The organism is Paenibacillus sp. S-38, assembly GCF_049942825.1.
Lineage (GTDB): Bacteria > Bacillota > Bacilli > Paenibacillales > NBRC-103111 > Paenibacillus_G.
Map to the genome: position 1 here is coordinate 5,323,774 of NZ_CP187970.1, position 18,209 is coordinate 5,341,982.

At 59.7% G+C, this 18,209-nt stretch carries 13 protein-coding genes; 2 read left to right on the plus strand and 11 right to left on the minus strand.

Annotated elements, in window-relative coordinates; all coding sequences use genetic code 11:
* Positions 1-16: 16 nt before the first annotated feature.
* The 7 genes from ACP26L_RS23315 to ACP26L_RS23345 all read right to left on the minus strand — a co-directional run bounded on the left by ACP26L_RS23315 (position 17) and on the right by ACP26L_RS23345 (position 10,774).
* Complete coding sequence (locus tag ACP26L_RS23315) at positions 17-898, minus strand: carbohydrate ABC transporter permease (RefSeq protein WP_426446821.1); 882 nt, start codon at positions 896-898, stop codon at positions 17-19.
* A gap of 49 nt (positions 899-947) precedes the next feature.
* Positions 948-1,907 (minus strand): ABC transporter permease, encoded by a 960-nt coding sequence (locus ACP26L_RS23320; protein WP_426455066.1) that lies wholly within the window; start codon positions 1,905-1,907, stop codon positions 948-950.
* A 252-nt stretch (positions 1,908-2,159) separates the two neighbouring features.
* Positions 2,160-4,406: a helix-turn-helix domain-containing protein gene (locus ACP26L_RS23325; RefSeq protein WP_426446823.1), complete on the minus strand. Its 2,247-nt coding sequence runs from the start codon at positions 4,404-4,406 to the stop codon at positions 2,160-2,162.
* A 615-nt stretch (positions 4,407-5,021) separates the two neighbouring features.
* Positions 5,022-7,232: a glycoside hydrolase family 88/105 protein gene (locus ACP26L_RS23330; RefSeq protein ID WP_426446825.1), complete on the minus strand. Its 2,211-nt coding sequence runs from the start codon at positions 7,230-7,232 to the stop codon at positions 5,022-5,024.
* A gap of 206 nt (positions 7,233-7,438) precedes the next feature.
* Positions 7,439-8,542, minus strand: a complete 1,104-nt coding sequence (locus tag ACP26L_RS23335; RefSeq protein ID WP_426446827.1) for a rhamnogalacturonan acetylesterase — start codon at positions 8,540-8,542, stop codon at positions 7,439-7,441.
* A gap of 425 nt (positions 8,543-8,967) precedes the next feature.
* Positions 8,968-9,834: a carbohydrate ABC transporter permease gene (locus ACP26L_RS23340; protein ID WP_426455067.1), complete on the minus strand. Its 867-nt coding sequence runs from the start codon at positions 9,832-9,834 to the stop codon at positions 8,968-8,970.
* 31 nt (positions 9,835-9,865) lie between these two features.
* The gene (locus ACP26L_RS23345) at positions 9,866-10,774 is read right to left on the minus strand and encodes a carbohydrate ABC transporter permease (protein WP_426446828.1); all 909 of its coding nucleotides are present in this window, start codon (positions 10,772-10,774) and stop codon (positions 9,866-9,868) included.
* Positions 10,775-11,101: 327 nt separating this feature from the next.
* On the opposite strand from ACP26L_RS23345, the gene ACP26L_RS23350 reads away from it, so the two are divergent.
* A complete protein-coding gene (locus ACP26L_RS23350; protein WP_426446830.1) occupies positions 11,102-11,761 on the plus strand; it encodes an SIMPL domain-containing protein in 660 nt (219 codons plus the stop codon).
* A gap of 22 nt (positions 11,762-11,783) precedes the next feature.
* A complete protein-coding gene (locus ACP26L_RS23355) occupies positions 11,784-12,026 on the plus strand; it encodes a hypothetical protein (RefSeq protein WP_426446832.1) in 243 nt (80 codons plus the stop codon).
* A gap of 593 nt (positions 12,027-12,619) precedes the next feature.
* On the opposite strand, the gene ACP26L_RS23360 is transcribed toward ACP26L_RS23355, so the two are convergent.
* The 4 genes from ACP26L_RS23360 to ACP26L_RS23375 form a co-directional block, all read right to left on the minus strand.
* Positions 12,620-12,907: a hypothetical protein gene (locus ACP26L_RS23360; protein ID WP_426446834.1), complete on the minus strand. Its 288-nt coding sequence runs from the start codon at positions 12,905-12,907 to the stop codon at positions 12,620-12,622.
* 280 nt (positions 12,908-13,187) lie between these two features.
* Positions 13,188-14,516, minus strand: coding sequence for an ABC transporter substrate-binding protein (locus tag ACP26L_RS23365; protein WP_426446835.1), 1,329 nt, complete (start codon positions 14,514-14,516; stop codon positions 13,188-13,190).
* Between the two features lie 172 nt (positions 14,517-14,688).
* Positions 14,689-16,242, minus strand: coding sequence for a response regulator transcription factor (locus ACP26L_RS23370; protein WP_426446837.1), 1,554 nt, complete (start codon positions 16,240-16,242; stop codon positions 14,689-14,691).
* A gap of 2 nt (positions 16,243-16,244) precedes the next feature.
* The gene (locus ACP26L_RS23375; RefSeq protein ID WP_426446839.1) at positions 16,245-18,014 is read right to left on the minus strand and encodes a sensor histidine kinase; all 1,770 of its coding nucleotides are present in this window, start codon (positions 18,012-18,014) and stop codon (positions 16,245-16,247) included.
* Positions 18,015-18,209 lie beyond the last annotated feature (195 nt).

The window sequence follows — 18,209 nt, forward strand, 5'->3', positions numbered from 1 at the left end:
GTGATGAAACTCTTATTTATTTAATGGAACCGATCAGCACGCCCTTGGCAAAATGCTTCTGCAGGAACGGATAGACGCACAGAATCGGGATGGTCGCGATCACGATAACGGCCATTTTGACCGTCTGCTCCGGCGGCTGGACGAAGTTCGGGTCGAGCATCCCGGAGTCGCCGATCGACGACTGGGAGAGCATGACGATCTGCCGCAGCATCACCTGCATCGGCCACTTCTCCGGATCGTTGATGTAGAGCAGCGCCTGGAAGAAGCTGTTCCAGTGGCCTACCGCATAGAACAGGGCGAAGGTTGCCAGCACCGGCTTCGAGAGCGGGAGAACGATGCGCCAGAGCACGCCGATCTCGGTGCAGCCGTCGATGCGGGCCGATTCCTCGAGACCCGGGGGCAGCTGCTCGAAGAAGTTTTTGATGACGATCAGGTTGAAGGCAGAGATCGCGCCCGGCAGCGTCAGCGCCCAGAACGAATCGAGCATGCCGAGACTCTTGATGACCAGGTAGGTCGGGATCATCCCTCCGCCGAACAGCATCGAGAAGACGATGAGGTTAAGCACGGTGCTGCGGCCCATCAGCGAACGCTTCGCGAGCGGGTACGCCATGGTGACGGTGAAGAACAGGTTGACGAGCGTGCCCGATACGGTGATGAAGACCGAGACCCCGAGGGAGTGGAACAGCGTATCCGAAGAAAAAATGTACTGGTACCCCGCCATCGAGAACGTGCTCGGAATCAGGAAGAATGCCCGCTGCGTCAGCTCGGCGTCCGATGCGAACGAGCCGGCAATAACGTACAGGAAAGGAATGACGGTTACCAGCGCGAATACGCCGAGGAACGTGTAGTTGAAGATATCGAACATTGTGCCGCCCAGCGTGCGGTACTGCTTGCCCATAACGATGCGCCTCCTTGTTCTGAAGAGAATAGTCGAGTTCTCCGTTCCCCTAGTAAATCCCCGACTGGCCGAAGCGTTTCGCCAGGTAATTCGAGGAGAGGACGAGCGTGACCCCGATGACCGATTTGAACAGCCCCACCGCCGTACTGTAGGAGAACGCGCCCTGCGTAATCCCCATCATGTAGACGTACGTATCGAACACGTCCGCTACGTCGCGGTTGAGCGCATTGCTCATCAGGTAGATCTGCTCGAAGCCGTTGTCGAGCACATCGCCGAGGCGCAGAATGAGCAGGATGACAATCGTGCTCTGGATCGACGGGAGCGTGATGTGCCACAGCTGGCGCCAGCGGCTCGCGCCGTCCACGATGGCCGCCTCGTACTGCTCCGCGTCCACGCCGGCCAGTGCCGCCAGGAAGATGATCGTGCCCCAGCCGCATTCCTTCCAGATCGTCTGGAGGATGATCATCGGACGGAACCACTCGGGATTCGATAGGAAGTCGATCTTCTGGCCCGTGAATTTCTCGAGGAGCAAGTTGACGATGCCCCCTTCGGTGGTCAGGAAGACGTAGGTGATACTCGCCACGATCACAAGTGACATGAAGTGCGGCACATAGACCAGGGTCTGGATCGCCCTTTTGTACAGGGAGACGCGCACTTCATTGAGCAGCAGCGCCAGCACGATCGGCGCCGGGAAGAAGAAGACCAGGTTGTACAGCGACAGGAGCAGCGTGTTGCGCATGAGCCGGCCGAAGTCCGGATTCGCGAAGAACTGCCGGAAGTGCTCGAACCCCACCCACTCGCTCTCCCAGAAGCCGAGGAACGGCTGGTAGTTCTTGAAGGCCAGCAGCACGCCCCACATCGGCACGTACTTGAATATGAGAAAATACAGCAGGCCGGGCAGCAGAAGCACATAGAGCCATTTGTCCCTCTGCAGGCGCCGGAGGACGGAACCTTCGGCGGGTGCCTTTGTTAACGCTTTCGCTTTCTTATGAACGCCGGTATGCTCCATGATCTCACTCTCCTTTTGGTAATCGGGTGTATGGGATGCGTATAGACTCGCCTGGCGGGTGGCCAGAACTCGTTTGCTCTGGATTGATGTCATTTTCCGCGATCGACGCGCTGCACCGCAATGAGAGATTTTTGACCGGGCATAAGTTCGGGCGTTCTTCCATCGTTTCCCTCCTTTTATCACTTTTTTGCGCGGGTGGGATTATCTTGTGAAGCGTCCAAAACCGCATAAGAACAGGCTTCCTGCCCATTCCTAGCTCTCGCGGCTCATCTCCCGGTAGCGGCTTGGGGTCACCCCTTCGGCTTTCTTGAAGATGCGGTTGAAATAGCCGTGCTGGTAGCCGACCTGCTCGGCGATCTCATTGATCTTACGCTCCGATTCGCGCAGCAGCTCCTTCGCCTTCGTGAGCCGGGTCTCCGTCACGTAATCGACAAAGGTCATGCCCGTGACGCTCTTGAACGAACGGCTGAGCGAGAACACGTTCGTGCCGCAGTGATCGGCGCAGGAATCCAGCGAAATATCGTGCATGTAGCGGGTCTCGATATACTGGATCGCCTCCTCGATCATGCGCCGGGCGGAGCTGCCGCTTCGCGCTTCCATCTCCTTCAGATAGGGGCAGAAGATACTGCGGCGGAACCACCGCTCGACCTGCTCCGGCTCCCGCAGCTCCGCCAGTTGGGCGAACCGGTTGCCGTGACCGTATAGCCTTCCCGGGTGAAGACCGCTCTGCAGTGTCATGTGCTCCAGGGCACCGAGCAGGTTCAGCACACCCTGCTGGTAATCTCCCTCGGTCGCCGCCTGATCTGTTAACGCTTTCAGGAACTGGGCAAGCGCAGTCTCCGCTTCCTCCTTCTGGCCCTTTCGAAGCGCCTGGAGCAGCTCTTTCTCCTCCGTGAACGGATAAGGCACCCGCTCCGCTCCGTCTTCACCGTACACATCCCCGGCACGGAGAATCTGGTTCTCCTCTCCGAAGCTGCGGTAGCCGAGAAGCCCCTTCGCTTCCTCGAAGAGGTCCGGCAGCTCGCGCAGATTCGGCGTGCTCCGGCCCACCGCCGCGGTGACATTCATCCGCAGGATACCGGTGATCGCTTCGATGATGTTCCCGCACAGCGGCAGCCACGGCTCCTTGGCGGCTTCCTCCTCCGTCAGCGAGATCAGCAGGCCGACGGTCAGGTCATGGAAGTTCAGGACATGCGCCTCAGGGAATGCCCCCTCGGCGAGCTCTTCGATCATGTTCGCCGCCGCGAATGTGACGAGCCCTTCCTCCTCAGCGGAGAAACGCCCCTGCGCCTCAAGCCGGGTCATGCCGGTAAGCTGCAGACAGATCACCGTGAACACGCGCCCCTCCGGCTCCCAGCCGAACGAGCGAAGGCGCTCGGCGAGCTCCTCCTGCGGATAAGCCGATAAGTGGCCCTGGATCAGCTGCAGCAGGAAGCCTTCCTTCACCTGCGGGAGCTGCTTCTCGAGCCGGTGCTGGAGGTCTGCGCTCTCTCGGTGAAGATGCACCCAGCGCTTCTCGAGCTCCGCGAACTCGTCGCCGCCCTCCGGCGCACGCTCGCCGCCAAGCAGACGCACGAGCCGCTCCATCGGCGAATAGATGCGCCGGGAGGCGAACCAGGCGAGCAGGCAGCCGAGCAGCAGGCCCGCTAGCGAGACGCCGATAATCGTCTTCGACACGATGACAACCGGTGCCGTAATCGCGTGGATCGGGGCTGCCGTGACATAGGTCCAGCTCGAACCGAGCCGGTCGAAGGTGCCGTATGACACCGAGTAGGTGCTGTCGTTCCACTCGAGCTTGAACGAGGTCTCCCCCGCCGTGCGCTGCAGGACTGCCGTGCGCAGCTTCTCCAGCAGCGGCGACGGCTGCGGTCCCGCGTCCGACGAGGCCAGCACCGAGCCGTCCTCTGCGAGGAGGAACGCTTCGCCTTCTTCATACGGCGTCAGGGTCCGCAGCTGTTCGACGACGCGGGCTTCGTTCAGCCGGAAGAGCACCACGCCGAAGGGCGTCGTGGAACCGCCCGGCACCTGGTGGACGATCGCCAGGGAGGGCGCCTTCTCCTTGTGGTCCGGATCGTCCAGCCGGGTCCAATACACCGGGGTGCCCGGCTTCAGCAGCGGCTTCCATGCCTGCCTCTCCTCTTCGGTCACAAGCAGGTTGAAGTCCGGGGAGAAATGCGCGGGCACCTGTCCTTCGACGAACAGCTCCATGCGGTCCACAAGCGGAAGCGCCCCCTGTGTCAGCAGCAGCGTTTTGTACAAATCCCGGGTCACGGTAAAATTCCGCATAAGATCCGTCTGTGCGAGCGTATAATCGAGCTTCGGGTCGAAAGCCAAATGCGAAAGGGACAGCTCCAAATAGGAGAACTGCCCCTGTATGCCTTCCGCCCGCTTCGCGATCTGGTTCTTGTGCAGCTGCACCAGCTCGCTCTCGATCCGGCCGGCGGTGAACCAGTAGATGGCCCCGCCGGTAATGAGGCCGGGAATCGAGGTGATAATCAATATGAGAATGAGGCTTTTCCGAAAGTGACGACCTTTGGGAAGCATAGTCTCACCGCCTGTCGCAAAATGGACTTGATGTGCTCATCGCTCGGGCATATCTTTTTGCGTTCCGTTATGCTTCGCATAACGGTCGCTGTCAAAAAGATATCTCCTCGCTGGTAGAATTCCGGATCACGAAGACGATCGTGATCCGGCTGCAAAAAGGTAAGACAAGATGCCGTCTCCGCCGCCCGAGAAGTTCGGAAGGACATCCCCATAACGGTCGGCATGGACGATTCAGCGCCGGATTCTTTAGCTGCTGTACGTGAAGGGCCGCCGCATCTGAGCTTCAGCTGCGCTCTTAGCCTGCGCGGTTACCGAAGTGCCGGCTTAGGCGCTGCAAATCGTGCAGATCGTTTCATAGGAGGGCAGCTTGTTTTCTACACTTGCCGTGCCTTCTCTGCTGTCGGCGAGCTGATACGTAATTGCAGTCGGCTTCGGCAGTTCGGCGGCTATATCCGTCTCTGCAGCAGCGCTGCGCCTGGGTGGTTACCGGTGAGCCTCTGCAGATTATGCAGGCGGCTACGGCAGTCCGACAGCTATGTCCTCCCGTTGCTGCCCCCACCGTGCCGCAGCCTACGCCTGTGCGGTCACCTCGGCTTGCGAGCCGCTGCGCAGATGCTCCTCCAGCCGGCGCGTCTCGATACCCGCGAGCATCACGATTCCGATACCATGTGTATCATTGAGGAGGGGCAGAAGCTCATCCTTGTAATATGACGACGAGAACGAGTAGCCGGAGCCGCGGCAGACGCCGTGCACGTTCCCGCGGACATCGACCGCATAGCGGCTGAGCCCTTCCCAGCCGCGGAAGACCGCTTCCGTGTACACCTCGGGCTGCTCCAGCCAGCCGAAGCGGACGCCTCTCGCGAACGCATAGACGAACATCGACGTGCAGGACGACTCTTCGTATGACTGCGGAATCGTCAGCACCTGGTGCCACAGTCCGCGCTCCCCTTGAAGCTTCAGATAGCCGGCACTCAGCTCCCGGAAGAACTCCAGCAGATCGGATCGCTGCGGGTGGTTCTCCGGCAGCACCGCGAGCAGCTCGGTCAGCGAAAAGAGCACCCAGCCGTTCCCCCGGCCCCATGGGATGCCGTTCGGCTTGTCGAATTTGAAGTCATAGACATGGGACATGATCTGCAGGTCCGGCATATACATGTACTTCTTATAGAGCAGGAACTGGCGCGCCGCATCGTCCAGGTACCGGGTGTCCCCGGTCAGTCCCGCATACCTGCACAGGAACGGGACGCTCATGTACAGATCGTCGCACCACATCGTGTCCTGCATGAAATCCGTGCTGCCGTGCACCCGGAACAGGGCGCCGTCCGGCCTGCGGTCCTGCACCTCCGAGATGTAATGCGCGATCCGGTCCGCCGCCGCCCGGCCGCCGGGCAGCTCCCGGCGGGTCATGGCGAGCAGCATCGTCGAGCCGAAGGAGCCGCAGTCATCGAGGGAGTCGATCGAGATCAGCTGGTGGTTGATGCCAGGAGCGCCGAACTGCGTTTTGTCCCACAGCGCGTAGTCATGAAGTGCCGCACATTGGCCGATGTGATCCAGCACATACTGCTCGATGTCGCTGCGGCCGAGCTCCACCCCCGTCTGCAGCAGCCCGTAGAGCGTCACGCCGAGCGGATAGTTCCAGCGCCCGAACAGGGGCGTCTCCAGGTAGATGCGGACATGAGTGTCCGGCAGGTCGGCCCGCCAAAAGATGCCGTCTGCGCCATCGTCGAACGGCCGCTCGAGCTGTGGAATCGCTTCCGCTTTCGGTGTATGTCCTGCCGGGAACGGACCGAGGTACAGCCAAGGCCCCTGCAGCCCTTCGACCCGCTTCGGCGGCTGCAAAACCGCGCCCGACGCTTCCGCCGGCAGATCCAGCTCGAAGCCCCACTTCGCTCCCCCGCAGGTCGATCGGACGAGCAGATCATGTTCGCCGTAAGGCAGCCGCAGTGTGACCGTGAATACGCCGGACGATGACGCCGCATACACTTCCCGTCCGCCGGCATACATCGTCAGGCCGCCTTCGTGCGTTCCGCTCAGCCTGATCTCCTGCGCGGTCCCCCGCCGGCTGCGGATCCGTGTCCACGCCCAGGCCTGGCTCCCCGTCCGCTCCCCGTAGAGGCGCCCGAACACGCCTGCCGCCCGCTCGTTCTCCGTCCAAGCCTGCTGCGGGTGCCAGACGATCTCTCCGGCTTCGGCAGCCGTCATATCCCACGCCTCCGATCCCGGGAGCGCTTTCAACTCTTCGCCGAATGGACCGCTGTATACCCAGCCCTCCTGGCCTGCGCGGTCTTCGAGCGGCACGAGAACATGCAGCGGCGCTCCCTTGATCGAGCCCGTGCCGAACTTTCCCCCGCAGCCGGTCGCCGTCTTCGTCAACCGCAGCACGATGTGATTCCACCCGGGACGGACCTTGGCACGGAACCAGCAGCGGCGGTCCGGGAAGACGTCATCGTTCAGGTTGGAGGCAAAAGCCTGCACGCCGTTCACATACACACGCGCAGGCGAGAAGCACGAGAGGCTGAGCGGGATCTCCGCATCCTTATCACTCCACAGACGGGACCAGCAGTACGCGAACTGCCCTTCGCGGAGCCCTTCCAGCTTTGCATCCAGATCCATCACATAGCGGTAGTCTTCCTCGCGCAGGAACGCTTCCCTGCTGAACAGCCGGTACACCGGCCCCAGCCTGCCGTGCTCTCCGATATAGCGGCCCGCGATCGCCGTAAGAACCTCCTCCACGACTGGACCGAACCTGGCATACGCCGATTGCTCTTCCGGAAAATAACTCATAGCCGGATCCCCTCCTCCTTAGATCAACACGCAGTCCTCCCCCGGAAGACTGCGTACTGTTTGTATGGTTCTATTCGTCTTAGTGATGCCGTGCATAACCGCTGGCTTCTCCTGCTGTATGAACGTAAGTCGCTGCCCGTCTCCCTGCAAGCTGAAGATCGAAGCTGCATGGACCGACGGGCTTCAAAGATGTGCTCCGCTTTTTTTTATTTCATGTACACCATCAGCGGCATAAGCTGGAGCTCTTTCAGCCCCTCCGCCACAAGGCCGGCGATCTTCGCCGCTCCGCGCTCGTGGAAGTGCGTGTTGTCCTCCGCCCCATCCGGCAGCGTGGCATATTCGCCCGGCGCCGCCCACAGGAAGATCGACTTCGTCGCTTCCGGTCCAAGCTCCTCGAACAGGCGCCGGCTTTTCTCCGCGAGATCGATCAGCGGGACGCCTTCCTCCTCCGCCAGCTCTCTCACCGCAGTCAAATACTCCTTGTGCGTGTCGATCAACGTCCCGTCCTCAGCAAAATAGCGGCGGTGCACCGATGTCACGAGAATCGGGTGCGCTTCCCGCTCCCTTGCCGCATCGATGTAGACCTTCAGCCATTCCTTGTACGTCGTCGCCGGGTCCGTGTGCCGCTCGGCGTCCGTCTTCTGGTCGTTGTGTCCAAACTGGATCAGCAGGTAATCATGGGGCTTCATCGCTTCCAGTACCGGTGCGAGGCGCCCTTCGTCATGGAAGCTCTTCGAGCTGCGGCCGGACTTGGCATAGTTGGCGACCGCCACGCCCGATTTGAAGTACGTCGACAGCATCATGCCCCACCCCGCGTACGGGAAGTTATCCTCCCCTTCGTCGGTAACCGTCGAGTCGCCGACCAGGAACACGGCTGTGGTGCTTGGCGACGGCGTAATCACAAGCGCATTGATTCTCGGCGCGGAGCCCGAGAAGGTCAGCCGCAGCCGGCCATCCTTCACATGTACCGCAAAGCTGCGCTTCGTGAATTGGCCTTCTTCGGTGCGGACCTTGTGCAGCACCGGCCGGCTGCATGCCCTCACGCTGGTCTCGGTCGGAGCGATCGCATCGCCGATCGTCAGGGCAACGTCATAGATGCCGTTCGGGACATCCACGACAAATGCGGTTCCGAGCGGGATGCAGAAGCCTCCCCGGAGGGTATCCGGCTCCCCTCTCTCCCTCGAAGCAACCCGGGAGAGATCCGTAAACCCGTATCCGAGCTCCTCACGGTAGAGCGACTCATGAGTGATCTTGGTATACCCCGGCTCGGGCGCTCCCGAACCGAAGTCGAACTGATGAAGCGCAGGCATCTCGATTTTCTCTCCTTCCGTTATCTGACCGCACCGGCTCTGTACAGCATGCCGGCGCCACCGGTTCCGACAGTCCAGCAGCAAAGCGGATAAGGTCAGCGCGGCCCATGGCCTCAGCCCTGCATGCGCTTATATGGTATCTCGCGGCAGGCCCCCTTGGCTCGTTCATTACAGCCGTGCCGGCCGGCACGCCGTTCAAGCTGTCCACCGCTTCGTGCGTGGGGCCAGCAGGAAGTCCACGTGACCGTGGTAATTGGTTTGATGCCGTCGACAAGGTCATCCTGGCGGCCGAACATATTGCCGATGTGAAACAGGAAGAGCCGGACACGAATCAACGTGCCGACCCAGGCCTGGTGCGGGATGCTATAGGTTACGGAGTTGTCCGTATGCCGGAAAATCCTCTCCTGTTCTCCGAGCGGCGCACCCTACTTCAAACCGCTGGTCGAGATCCCTTCCACGATGTACTTCTGGAAGACGAAGAACACGATAACGATCGGCAGCAGCGACAGTGTCGCCATGGCGAACATCCCGCCCCAGTTGTTGATGGACTCGGCATCAAGGAACAGCTTGAGTGCCAGTGAAACCGGGTAGAGCTCCGGACGGTTCAGGTACAGCAGCGGGTTGATGAAGTCATCCCATCTCCAGTAGAAGGAGAAGATCGTCGAGGTCACGAGCGCCGGCACGATCAGGGGCACCACCACTTTGAAAAAGATGCCGTACTTGGAGCAGCCGTCCATCTTTGCCGCCTCGTCAAGCTCCGGCGGGATGGTACGGATGAACTGCATGATAAGGAAGATAAAGAACGGCGTCGCGAAGAAGTTCGGCACGATGAGCGGCTTGAACGAAGACAGCCATCCGAGCTTCGCGAACATGACATACTGCGGGATAACGGTGACGTCGTGCGGCAGCATCATCGTCATCATGACGCAGGCGAACCAGAAACTCTTGAATTTGAAATTGATCCGGGCAAACCCGTAGGCCACGAGCGCTGAAGAGGCGACCGCCCCGATCGTCGAGATGATAACGATGATGAACGAGTTTTTGAAAAAGGTGCCGAACGTCGTGCCGGCAAAGCCTCTCCAGCCGCTGGTATAGTTCGAGAAGTCGAGCGTGCTCGGGATGAGGCTGTAGGCGTTCGCAAAGATCTCACTGTTGGGCTTCAGCGACGAGCTCGCCAGCCACAGGATCGGATAGATCATCGCCAGGGCCAGGCCCCCGACGATCAGATGATATAGAAACGGCTTCAAGCGTTTGAAGCTCAGGGCTTGGGAGCTGCTCTTGGGTTTTGCCATCGGCTTGGCGCCGTTCATGCTCATGGCCATGTTATTTGTCCCCTTTCGCTTCGTAGTGGACCCAATACTTGGAGGTCTGGAAGATCAGCAGCGTAATCAGGCCGACGATGATCAGCATGACCCACGCCATGGCGGAAGCGTAGCCCATCTCGAAGAATTGGAACGCCCGGCGGTACAGGTAGAGCGAGTACAGCAGCGTGTTGTCCAGCGGGCCGCCCTCGCCGCGGGAGATGATGTAGGCCGGCGTGAACGTCATGAAGGCGGCGATCGTCTGCATGATCAGGTTGAACAGGATGATCGGCGAGAGCAGCGGCAGAGTGATTTTGAAAAACTTGTGCACCGCATTCGCCCCGTCGACCGAAGCCGCTTCGTACATGGAAGCCGGAATGTTCTTGAGACCGGCCAGGAAGATCAGCATCGATGAGCCGAACTGCCAGACGGACAAGGCGATCAGCGTCCACAGCGCGCTGTCGGGGGAACCGATCCAGGAGGTAGTGCTCTCAATACCGATGAGGCCGAGCGCCGAGTTGAACAGGCCCTTGTCGCCGAAGATCTGCGTCCACATAATTGAAACGGCCACGCTGCCGCCGATAAGCGATGGCAGGTAGTAGGCGGAACGGTAGGCGCCGATCCCGCGGGCGACCGTGTTCAGCATCATCGCCACCGCAAGCGCGAAGGCGAGACGCAGCGGAACGGAAGCGAATACATAGGTCATCGTCACTTGAAGCGACTTGATCAGCTTGTCGTCATTGGTGAACATGTTCTCATAGTTCTGCAGCCCGACCCAGCGGGGTGCTTCCAGCAGGTTGTACTCCGTGAACGAATAATACAGCGACGAGACGATGGGGAACATCGTGAAGATCAGGAACCCCAGGATGAACGGCGCGGTGAACACATATCCGATCACATTTTCGTTTTCACGTAAAGAAACGGCTTTCATGATCTCAACCCCTAGCATAAGGTGTGGGTGTACAGCGAACGGATGCTGCCTGACTGCCAAACAACAGAAGATCTTCCTTGCGAGCGCTCATTGTCGTCCTCTGTCGTTTCTGTAAACGCGCATCGCCCGTGTCGGACAATGCCGTTTATCTTATGTCTTTATGATAAAAGAATCGGGACTTCTTCAGAAGGCAAAAAACCGCTCTCTTTGTTTAAAAACCCGACATTCGGCAGAATCCGTCATGCCTGCCGCGAACCGCCAATAGAGTAGAAGTAAACTATCCATAGGAAAGCGGTGCTGCCCATGCAACCCCATGCCTTCTACGCTATGACTCCCCAGCCTCCCATCGGCGCGCTTCACCGGCAGGCTGTCCCCGGCCGCATTGAGGTGACCGGAGAAGCCAGCGTGTCCGCCCAGCCCGACCGGGCTGTCATCGTGCTCGGTGCTGTGACGGAGAATGTCTCGCTGACCGAAGCACAGGCTGAGAACACTGAGGCGGTCACCCGCATCATCGCCTCCCTAAAGGCCCTCCCTCTGCCGGAGGACGCAATCGCCACCTCGGACTACCGGATTGAGATGCAGTATGCCTTCGAGGACGGCAAGCAGCGCTTCACCGGTTATCGCGTCACCCACCTGCTGCAGATTACGTTGGACGTTCCGGCCCGGGCCGGTAAGGTGGTCGACACCGCCGTGGCCAACGGGGCCAATACGGTCACCAGCGTCTCGTTCAGGCTCGCTCGGCCGCAGCCGTATTACCACGCAGCCCTGTCCGCCGCTGTCCGTGAGGCGCAGAGCAAGGCGGAGACGGTGGCCCGCACGCTCGGCGCACGGCTCAGCCCGCACCCGCAGCTCGTCGAAGAGCTGAGCCGCGTGCCTGAGCCGATCCCTTACCAGACCGCGATGCTGGCGGACAGCAAAGTAACGCCGCTGCAGCCCGGCACCCTGCAGGTGACGGCCTCGGTGAAGGTGGTGTATGCTTACCTTTGAACTTTATGAGGGAGGGCTGACCTTGGCATCTTCACCGCACCCTGGGGACAAAGATTTCTCCGCCCGCTTCGAGAAGCTGAAGGGGCCCCGCATGAGCAGGCGGATGTGCATCTTCCACTTTTTTTTGGTGCTCTTTTTGCTCGTCGTCACCCTTGGCTTCGGGGCCTTTTTTGTCTCCTACGCCGGCCTGTTCGGTGTGGTCCCCAGCCTGATCCCGGCGGCTCTGCTTGTCACCGCCATCGTCTCCTGGATTCGTAGTTATTGACTCTTCAGCCCTTCGACAACCCTAGCCCTGAACTGGCGGCCGGTCCTGCCAGAAGCATGGCAGTGACCGGCAGTTCACCGATCCTGCTCCGCGCGAGTCGACGGCTGGGCTGCTTGGGCTGCTCCGCGCCAATCGGCGGTTGGGCTTGGAACGCTTGGGCTGCTCTGCGCCAGTCGGCAGCTGGACTTGGAACGCTTGAAAACGACGCGCTGACCCTCAGTAGATGCATGCCTTGGCAGGCCCAAAAGCAAATAGCGGAACTCTAGTTCGCTATTCCTTGAAGATCAGCTGCCTTCTGAGCCATAGAGGAACTCAGATGCGTTATTCTTATGAATTGGGGACAACCGGCCGCTCATCAGCCCAAATAAGGAATCTGAGTTCCGTTATTCCTTGGGAAATAACGGGAAATAGCCGAATAAGGAACCTCATTTCCTTTATTCTCAAAAATGTGAGTCCTTTTCCCTTCCTACCCCAACGTGTATGTCAGCAAGCTCGACAGTATCAGGCTTACGTCCGATCTGCCAGACGAGAATCCGATGTGTCAGTTGGCCCGGGAGTCAGCTCACCGTCGTCATCCGGGCTTGCAAGGGCGCCTAGTGCAGCTTCGTGGGCGTATGGTGCAGCTTCGTGGACGTAAGGCGTTGCTTCGTGGACGTCTGATGCAGCTTCGTAGGCGTATGGTGAAGCTTCGTGGACATCAGGTGCAGCTTCGTGAGCGTCAGGTGCAGCTTCATGGACATCAGGTGCAGCTTCGTGAGCGTCAGGTGCAGCTTCGTGAGCGTCAGGTGCAGCTTTGTGGGCGTCAGGTGCAGCTTCGTGGGCGTATGGTGTGGTTCATGGTCGCTAAACGGAGGGCCGAGAGCCGTAAGCCAGGTGTCCAAACTACGTCAGAGTGTCCCGGTGTGTCAGTCAGACCTCCGATCTCCTTCAGCCAGGTGTCCAAACTGCGTCAGCGTGTCCGCCGTGTCAGTTAGTCCTCCGATCTCCGTCAGCCAGGTATCCATAGTTCGTCAGCGAGTCCCGCCGTGTCAGTCAGACCTCCGGTCTCCGTCAGCCAGGTGTCCAAGGCGGTCAGGCCCCAGCGAGAGGGCGGACTTCCCATGCCGCCCCAAGCACATAAAAAGGCCCTGCGCTGTACTCAGCGCAGAGCCCTTACCGGTCTTACTTCTTGTTCTTCGCCAGAATCGCGGTCGCATCCTTGCGGAACTTCGCCGCCGCGTCTTCCGGCGTGATTTTCTTATACATCATCTGCTCGTTGAGATCCTTGAGCAGCTTCTCGATCTCGATGGAGCCGATCGGGTTCGGAGGATCCATCGGCGAGGAGTTCTGCTCGGCCCACGCAACGTAGTCGAAGACCTTGACTTCTTCCGGCTTCAGCAGCGGCTTCAGCGCTTCCTTCACCTTGGAGGAGACCGGTACGCCGCGCTCGCCCTTGATGATCTTGTTCGCTTCGATGTCGTTGATGAAGAAGTCGATGAACTTCGCAGCTTCTTCCTTGTTCTTGGAGCTCTTCGTCACGGAGAGGTACATACTAGGCTTCAGGAACATGCCCTTGTTGGCGTTCGGTCCGACCATCGGCTGCAGCTCGAGCGGACGCTTCGCAGCATTGACGAGACCGATGTACTGGTTCGACCAGCCGTTGGAAGTGATCGAGTTGCCGAGCGTCACTTCATCGTCCTCCGGCGTGCCCTTCTTCTGCGCTTCCTTGTCCAGCGTGAGGTAGTAGCCGGCTTCATACCACTTCTGCTGGCGCTTGAAGTAGTCGACGAAATACTTGTCGTCCGTGTAGCCGAGCGTCGTGCCGTCGGCGCTGTACATCTTCTGGTCCACGGTTCTCAGGTAATAAGCGAAGAATACGTCCGGACGGTAGCCGCCCATGATCTTGCCGGCTGCTTTGGCTTTCATTGCGATCTGCTCGAGATCATCCCAGGTCCAATCCTTCTTCGGAGGCTCGACGCCGATCTTCTTCAGCATTTCGAAGTCCATCAGGTGCGCCAGCGCGTTCACGCCCGTCGTCATCGCGTACAGCTTGCCGTCCAGCTGGCCGCCCGAGATGATGTTCGGAGAGATCGAGCTGACGTCGATCGTGCCGTTCTTCGTATATGGCGTCAGGTCCTCCAGCTGGCCGCGGCCGCCGTATTGAGTCAGGTAGGAGATGTCCATCTGCAGAATGTCCGGCAGTCCGTTCGCCGCCGCCTGCGGGGCCAGCTTCTTCCAGTAGTCATCGAAGGAAGCGTATTCAGCCTCGATCTTCACGTGAGGGTTCTTCTGCTGATACAGCTCGATGACCTTCAGCGTGTAATCGTGGCGTGCCTGTCCGCCCCACCAGGCCATCCGCAGCTTAACCGGTTCCTTGCTTCCGGAAGCGTTTTCGGTTTTGGCAGCAGTGCCGCCGTCCGCCGCATTCCCGTTACCTCCGGCAGGTGCCGAGCCGCCGCAGCCAGTCAGTACAAGTGCAAGAGAGAGCAGTGCAGTGATCGGTTTTTTCATCTCTATTTCCTCCCCTGATTGTGTTTCCGATTATGATAAGGCTTACATTGCTTATTATCTCTTGGATGCGTTCGAAGAGGAATTCAAAAAACCGTGAGGATTGTTCAAAAAACAGGCTTTCCGCAAATTTCGACTCCGTTTTTTTGAACATCCCCACAGACCGCCCTCAGCTTCAGGACGATTTCATGTACTCGGAAGGCGTACACCCCGCGTATTTCTTGAACACCTGGGAGAAATACTGCGGATTGTCGCCGAAGCCAAGCCGCTCGGCCAGCTCGAAGATTTTGACGTCACCGCCCTGTCCGAGCAGCTCGGTCGCTTTCTTGACCCGCTGCTTCATGACGTAGTTGGAGAATTTCTCGCCGCTCTCCTTCTTGAACAGCTTGCCGAGGTAATCCGCGTTCATATAGAGCATCTCATGAGCCACCCACTGCAGGGACAGCTCCGGGTTGCCGAGCTGGGCATCGATGATCTCCATGACCTTCTGGAGGATCGCCGACTGCTTGAATCGGGTCTGCTCGTAGTTGCGGCGGGCGATCTCCTGGGCCATCCGCTTGAAGAACAGAGCGATCGCCTGCAGGGTATCGAGCTCGAGCAGCGGAACAAGGCGTCCCATGTTCGCATTGCGCTCTCCCGGCTCGCAGAGCCGGATCATCTCCATGAACCACTGGATCACGTACGACTTCGCCGTATGGATATCGAGCCGCCGCTCGGCCAGGCTGCCGAACATTGCGTCGATCTCGCGCTCGGCGTCCTCCCAGTGGCCGGTCTTGATCGGCAGCGTCCACTTCTCCGCATCGAATGCCGGCTCCCCGCCTTCGACCTCCGGCATCCCTTCGGCGATGTCCGCTTCGGTAATGACACTGCCCTCGCCAAGGTAGAAACGGTGGTTGAGGCAGGCCATCGCCTGCTTGTACAGCTGCCGGCTGTGCACGATGTCGCCCGGCTCGCTTAGCGCAATCGTGAGATCGATCCGGTAATACTGGAGGAAGGTCGAACGGATGCGTTCCAGACGCTCGAGCAGCGCTTTGACATCGCCGCCGTCCTCGATCGCCATGAGCACGTGGTCGCCGACGGTCGAGCTGAGCACCGCCTGCTCCAGCAGCTCGCCCGCAATGTTCTTCACGGCGAAGAGGTGCTCGAACTCGAAGGCTCCCTCGAGCCGGAAGACGATGAGCCGGATCGTGCGGGTATCCGTCTCGATATGAAACAGCTTGCGGTAATATTCCCAATCGCCGCTCCCGTAGGTCTTGTTCGTCACGAATTCCTTGAGGAACTGCTCCTTGACATGGGGCAGCACCTTCTCGAGCCCCTCGCGCATCGAACGGACAAAATCATCCCGGCGCCGCGACTGCTGTAGTTCTTCGGTGAGCTCGCAGAGCGCTTCCACGATCTTCGTCTCGTTGCACGGCTTGAGCAGATAGTGCTTCACCCCGTTCTTCATGGCCGTCTTGGCATATTCGAACTCGCTGAAGCCGGACAGCAGAATGAAGCGGATCTGCGGGAACTCCCGGTGCACCTTCTCCACAAGCTGCAGCCCGTCCATCCCCGGCATGCGGATATCGCTGATGACGATATGAGGCGGGTCCTGCACGATCGCGTCGTACGCTTCGATCCCGTTGCGTGCGGTGCCCGCAAGCCGCGTCCCCGCGGAAGCCCAATCGACCACCTGAGAGATGCCGTCGAGAATCATCCGTTCGTCGTCCACGAGCAGTACTTTATACATGGTTATCCCTCCATCTCCAGCGGGATGCGGATGCTGACTTTCGTTCCGCGTCCCGGCTCGCTGTCGACATCCACCCCGTAAGCTTCCCCGAAGGCGATGACGATGCGCTCTTTGATATTGTTGAGTCCGATGCCGTTGCCGCGGGAGGGCTGCTCGCCTCTTCGCACGAGCTCCAGCAGGTCCGGGTCCATCCCGGCACCGCCGTCCTCGACGGTGATCAGCAGCCCGTCCGCCTGCGCGGCTGCCGCCACGCGGATCAGGCACGGCTCGATCATCGGCTCGAGGCCGTACTGGATCGCGTTCTCAAGCAGCGGCTGAAGCGTCAGCTTCGGAATCCGGCAGGCGCGGACGCCCTCCGGCACGTCCATCTCGAAGATCAGCCGCTCTTCAAAGCGGAACCTCTGAATCGTGATGTAGTTCTTCACGATCTCCAGCTCCTCCTCCAGCGTGATCAGCGTCTCCTTCATCGAGATCGCGCTGCGCAGCAGGAAGCCGAGCGCTTCGACCATCTGCGAGATCCGCGGCTGCCCGTTCATTTTGGCCATCCAGTTAATCGATTCCAGGGTGTTGTACAGAAAATGCGGGTTGATCTGCGCCTGCAGCGCCTTGAACTGCGTCTCCTTGATCGTGAGCTGCTTAGCGTAATTCTCGGTAATGAGCTCGTTGATCTGCCCGATCATCACCCGAAACGTCCGGTGCAGCTGCCCGACCTCGTCCATCGACAGCGAATTCGCGTCAGCCGCTGCAATCTCAGCCTCCGCCTCGGCGAAGTCTCCCTTCTGCACCTGCTTCATCCGCTCCATGAGCTTGTCCATCGGCCGCGTGATCCCGCGGGCGAACTGGATCGCCACAGCCATGACCCCTACAAGTGAGCAGAGGAAGCCGATCAGGAGCACATTTTTCATGAGCACGATGCGGTTGAAGATATGTCCGTAAGGGATCAGACTGTAGTACGTCCAGCCCGAGTAGGAGGAGCGTACCTGGGTAAAAAAGTAGGGCTCCCCGTCCATCTCCTTGATGACATAGCCGTTGTTATTGCTGAATTCGCCCGGCAGCGGCAGCCCATCCACCGTTCCGGCCTTGCCGAATAGCACGCTGCCCTCGGCCATGATCAGCAGCTGCCCGTTCTGAAGCTCCGTTCCCTTCACCGCGTCCTCCACGATCATATCGCTCTTGATGCGCATGGCAAGAGTGCCCAGCGAATTGAGCTCCAGGCTTTGGTAAGATCGGATATCCCTTGCGGCGACCAGCCGTTCGCCGACCGAGTCCGGGTACACCCAGCGGGTCTCCCCGAGCCCCTCCTGTGCCGTCAGGCGGATAAGCTGCTTGCGCACATAGCTCACGGTTCCCGTCTGCCCCACCACGTGATCGTACCCCTCGTTATCCGTGATCACGATCGACTGCACATAGGGCTCATAGCCCGCATACTGCACGAGCTTGTCCTGCAGCTCAAGCCGGAGCCGGTGCTTCTCGTATTCCGGCACATCGGAACCTAGCCCGCGAAGCATCCCCTGGATTCCCGCGTCCGTAGCTATGTTGAAGGAGAGGTTATCGATCTTGCGCAGCTCGCTCTCGATCCCGCTGGAAGAGAGGTTCAGCACCTGCGAAGACTTCTCGTAGAGCTGCTCGTCGTAGATCGTATAAGCATACTGAAGCGAAAAAAACGTGACGGAAAAACAGACGGCCATCACAAGCGAGATCAGTACAAAAACCTTTTGCTTGATTCGCAGGTTGCGGTACAGGGGCAGTATTCCCCTGAAATATGGGGTCATCGGGCAGCTTCCTTCCTGGCTACGAATACGCTTCCTTTCCCAAATCATAGCATCCCCGGTGGAATGCCGTCTACCGCTTCCCAGCATGTAACAGACGAACGCCTGCAGCGCCCGTCGGGTGACGGGCCTTCAGAACGCTCATTGCTCCCCTGCAAAAAACGCAGAAAAAAGCCGGGCTTCCGAAGAAGTCCGGCC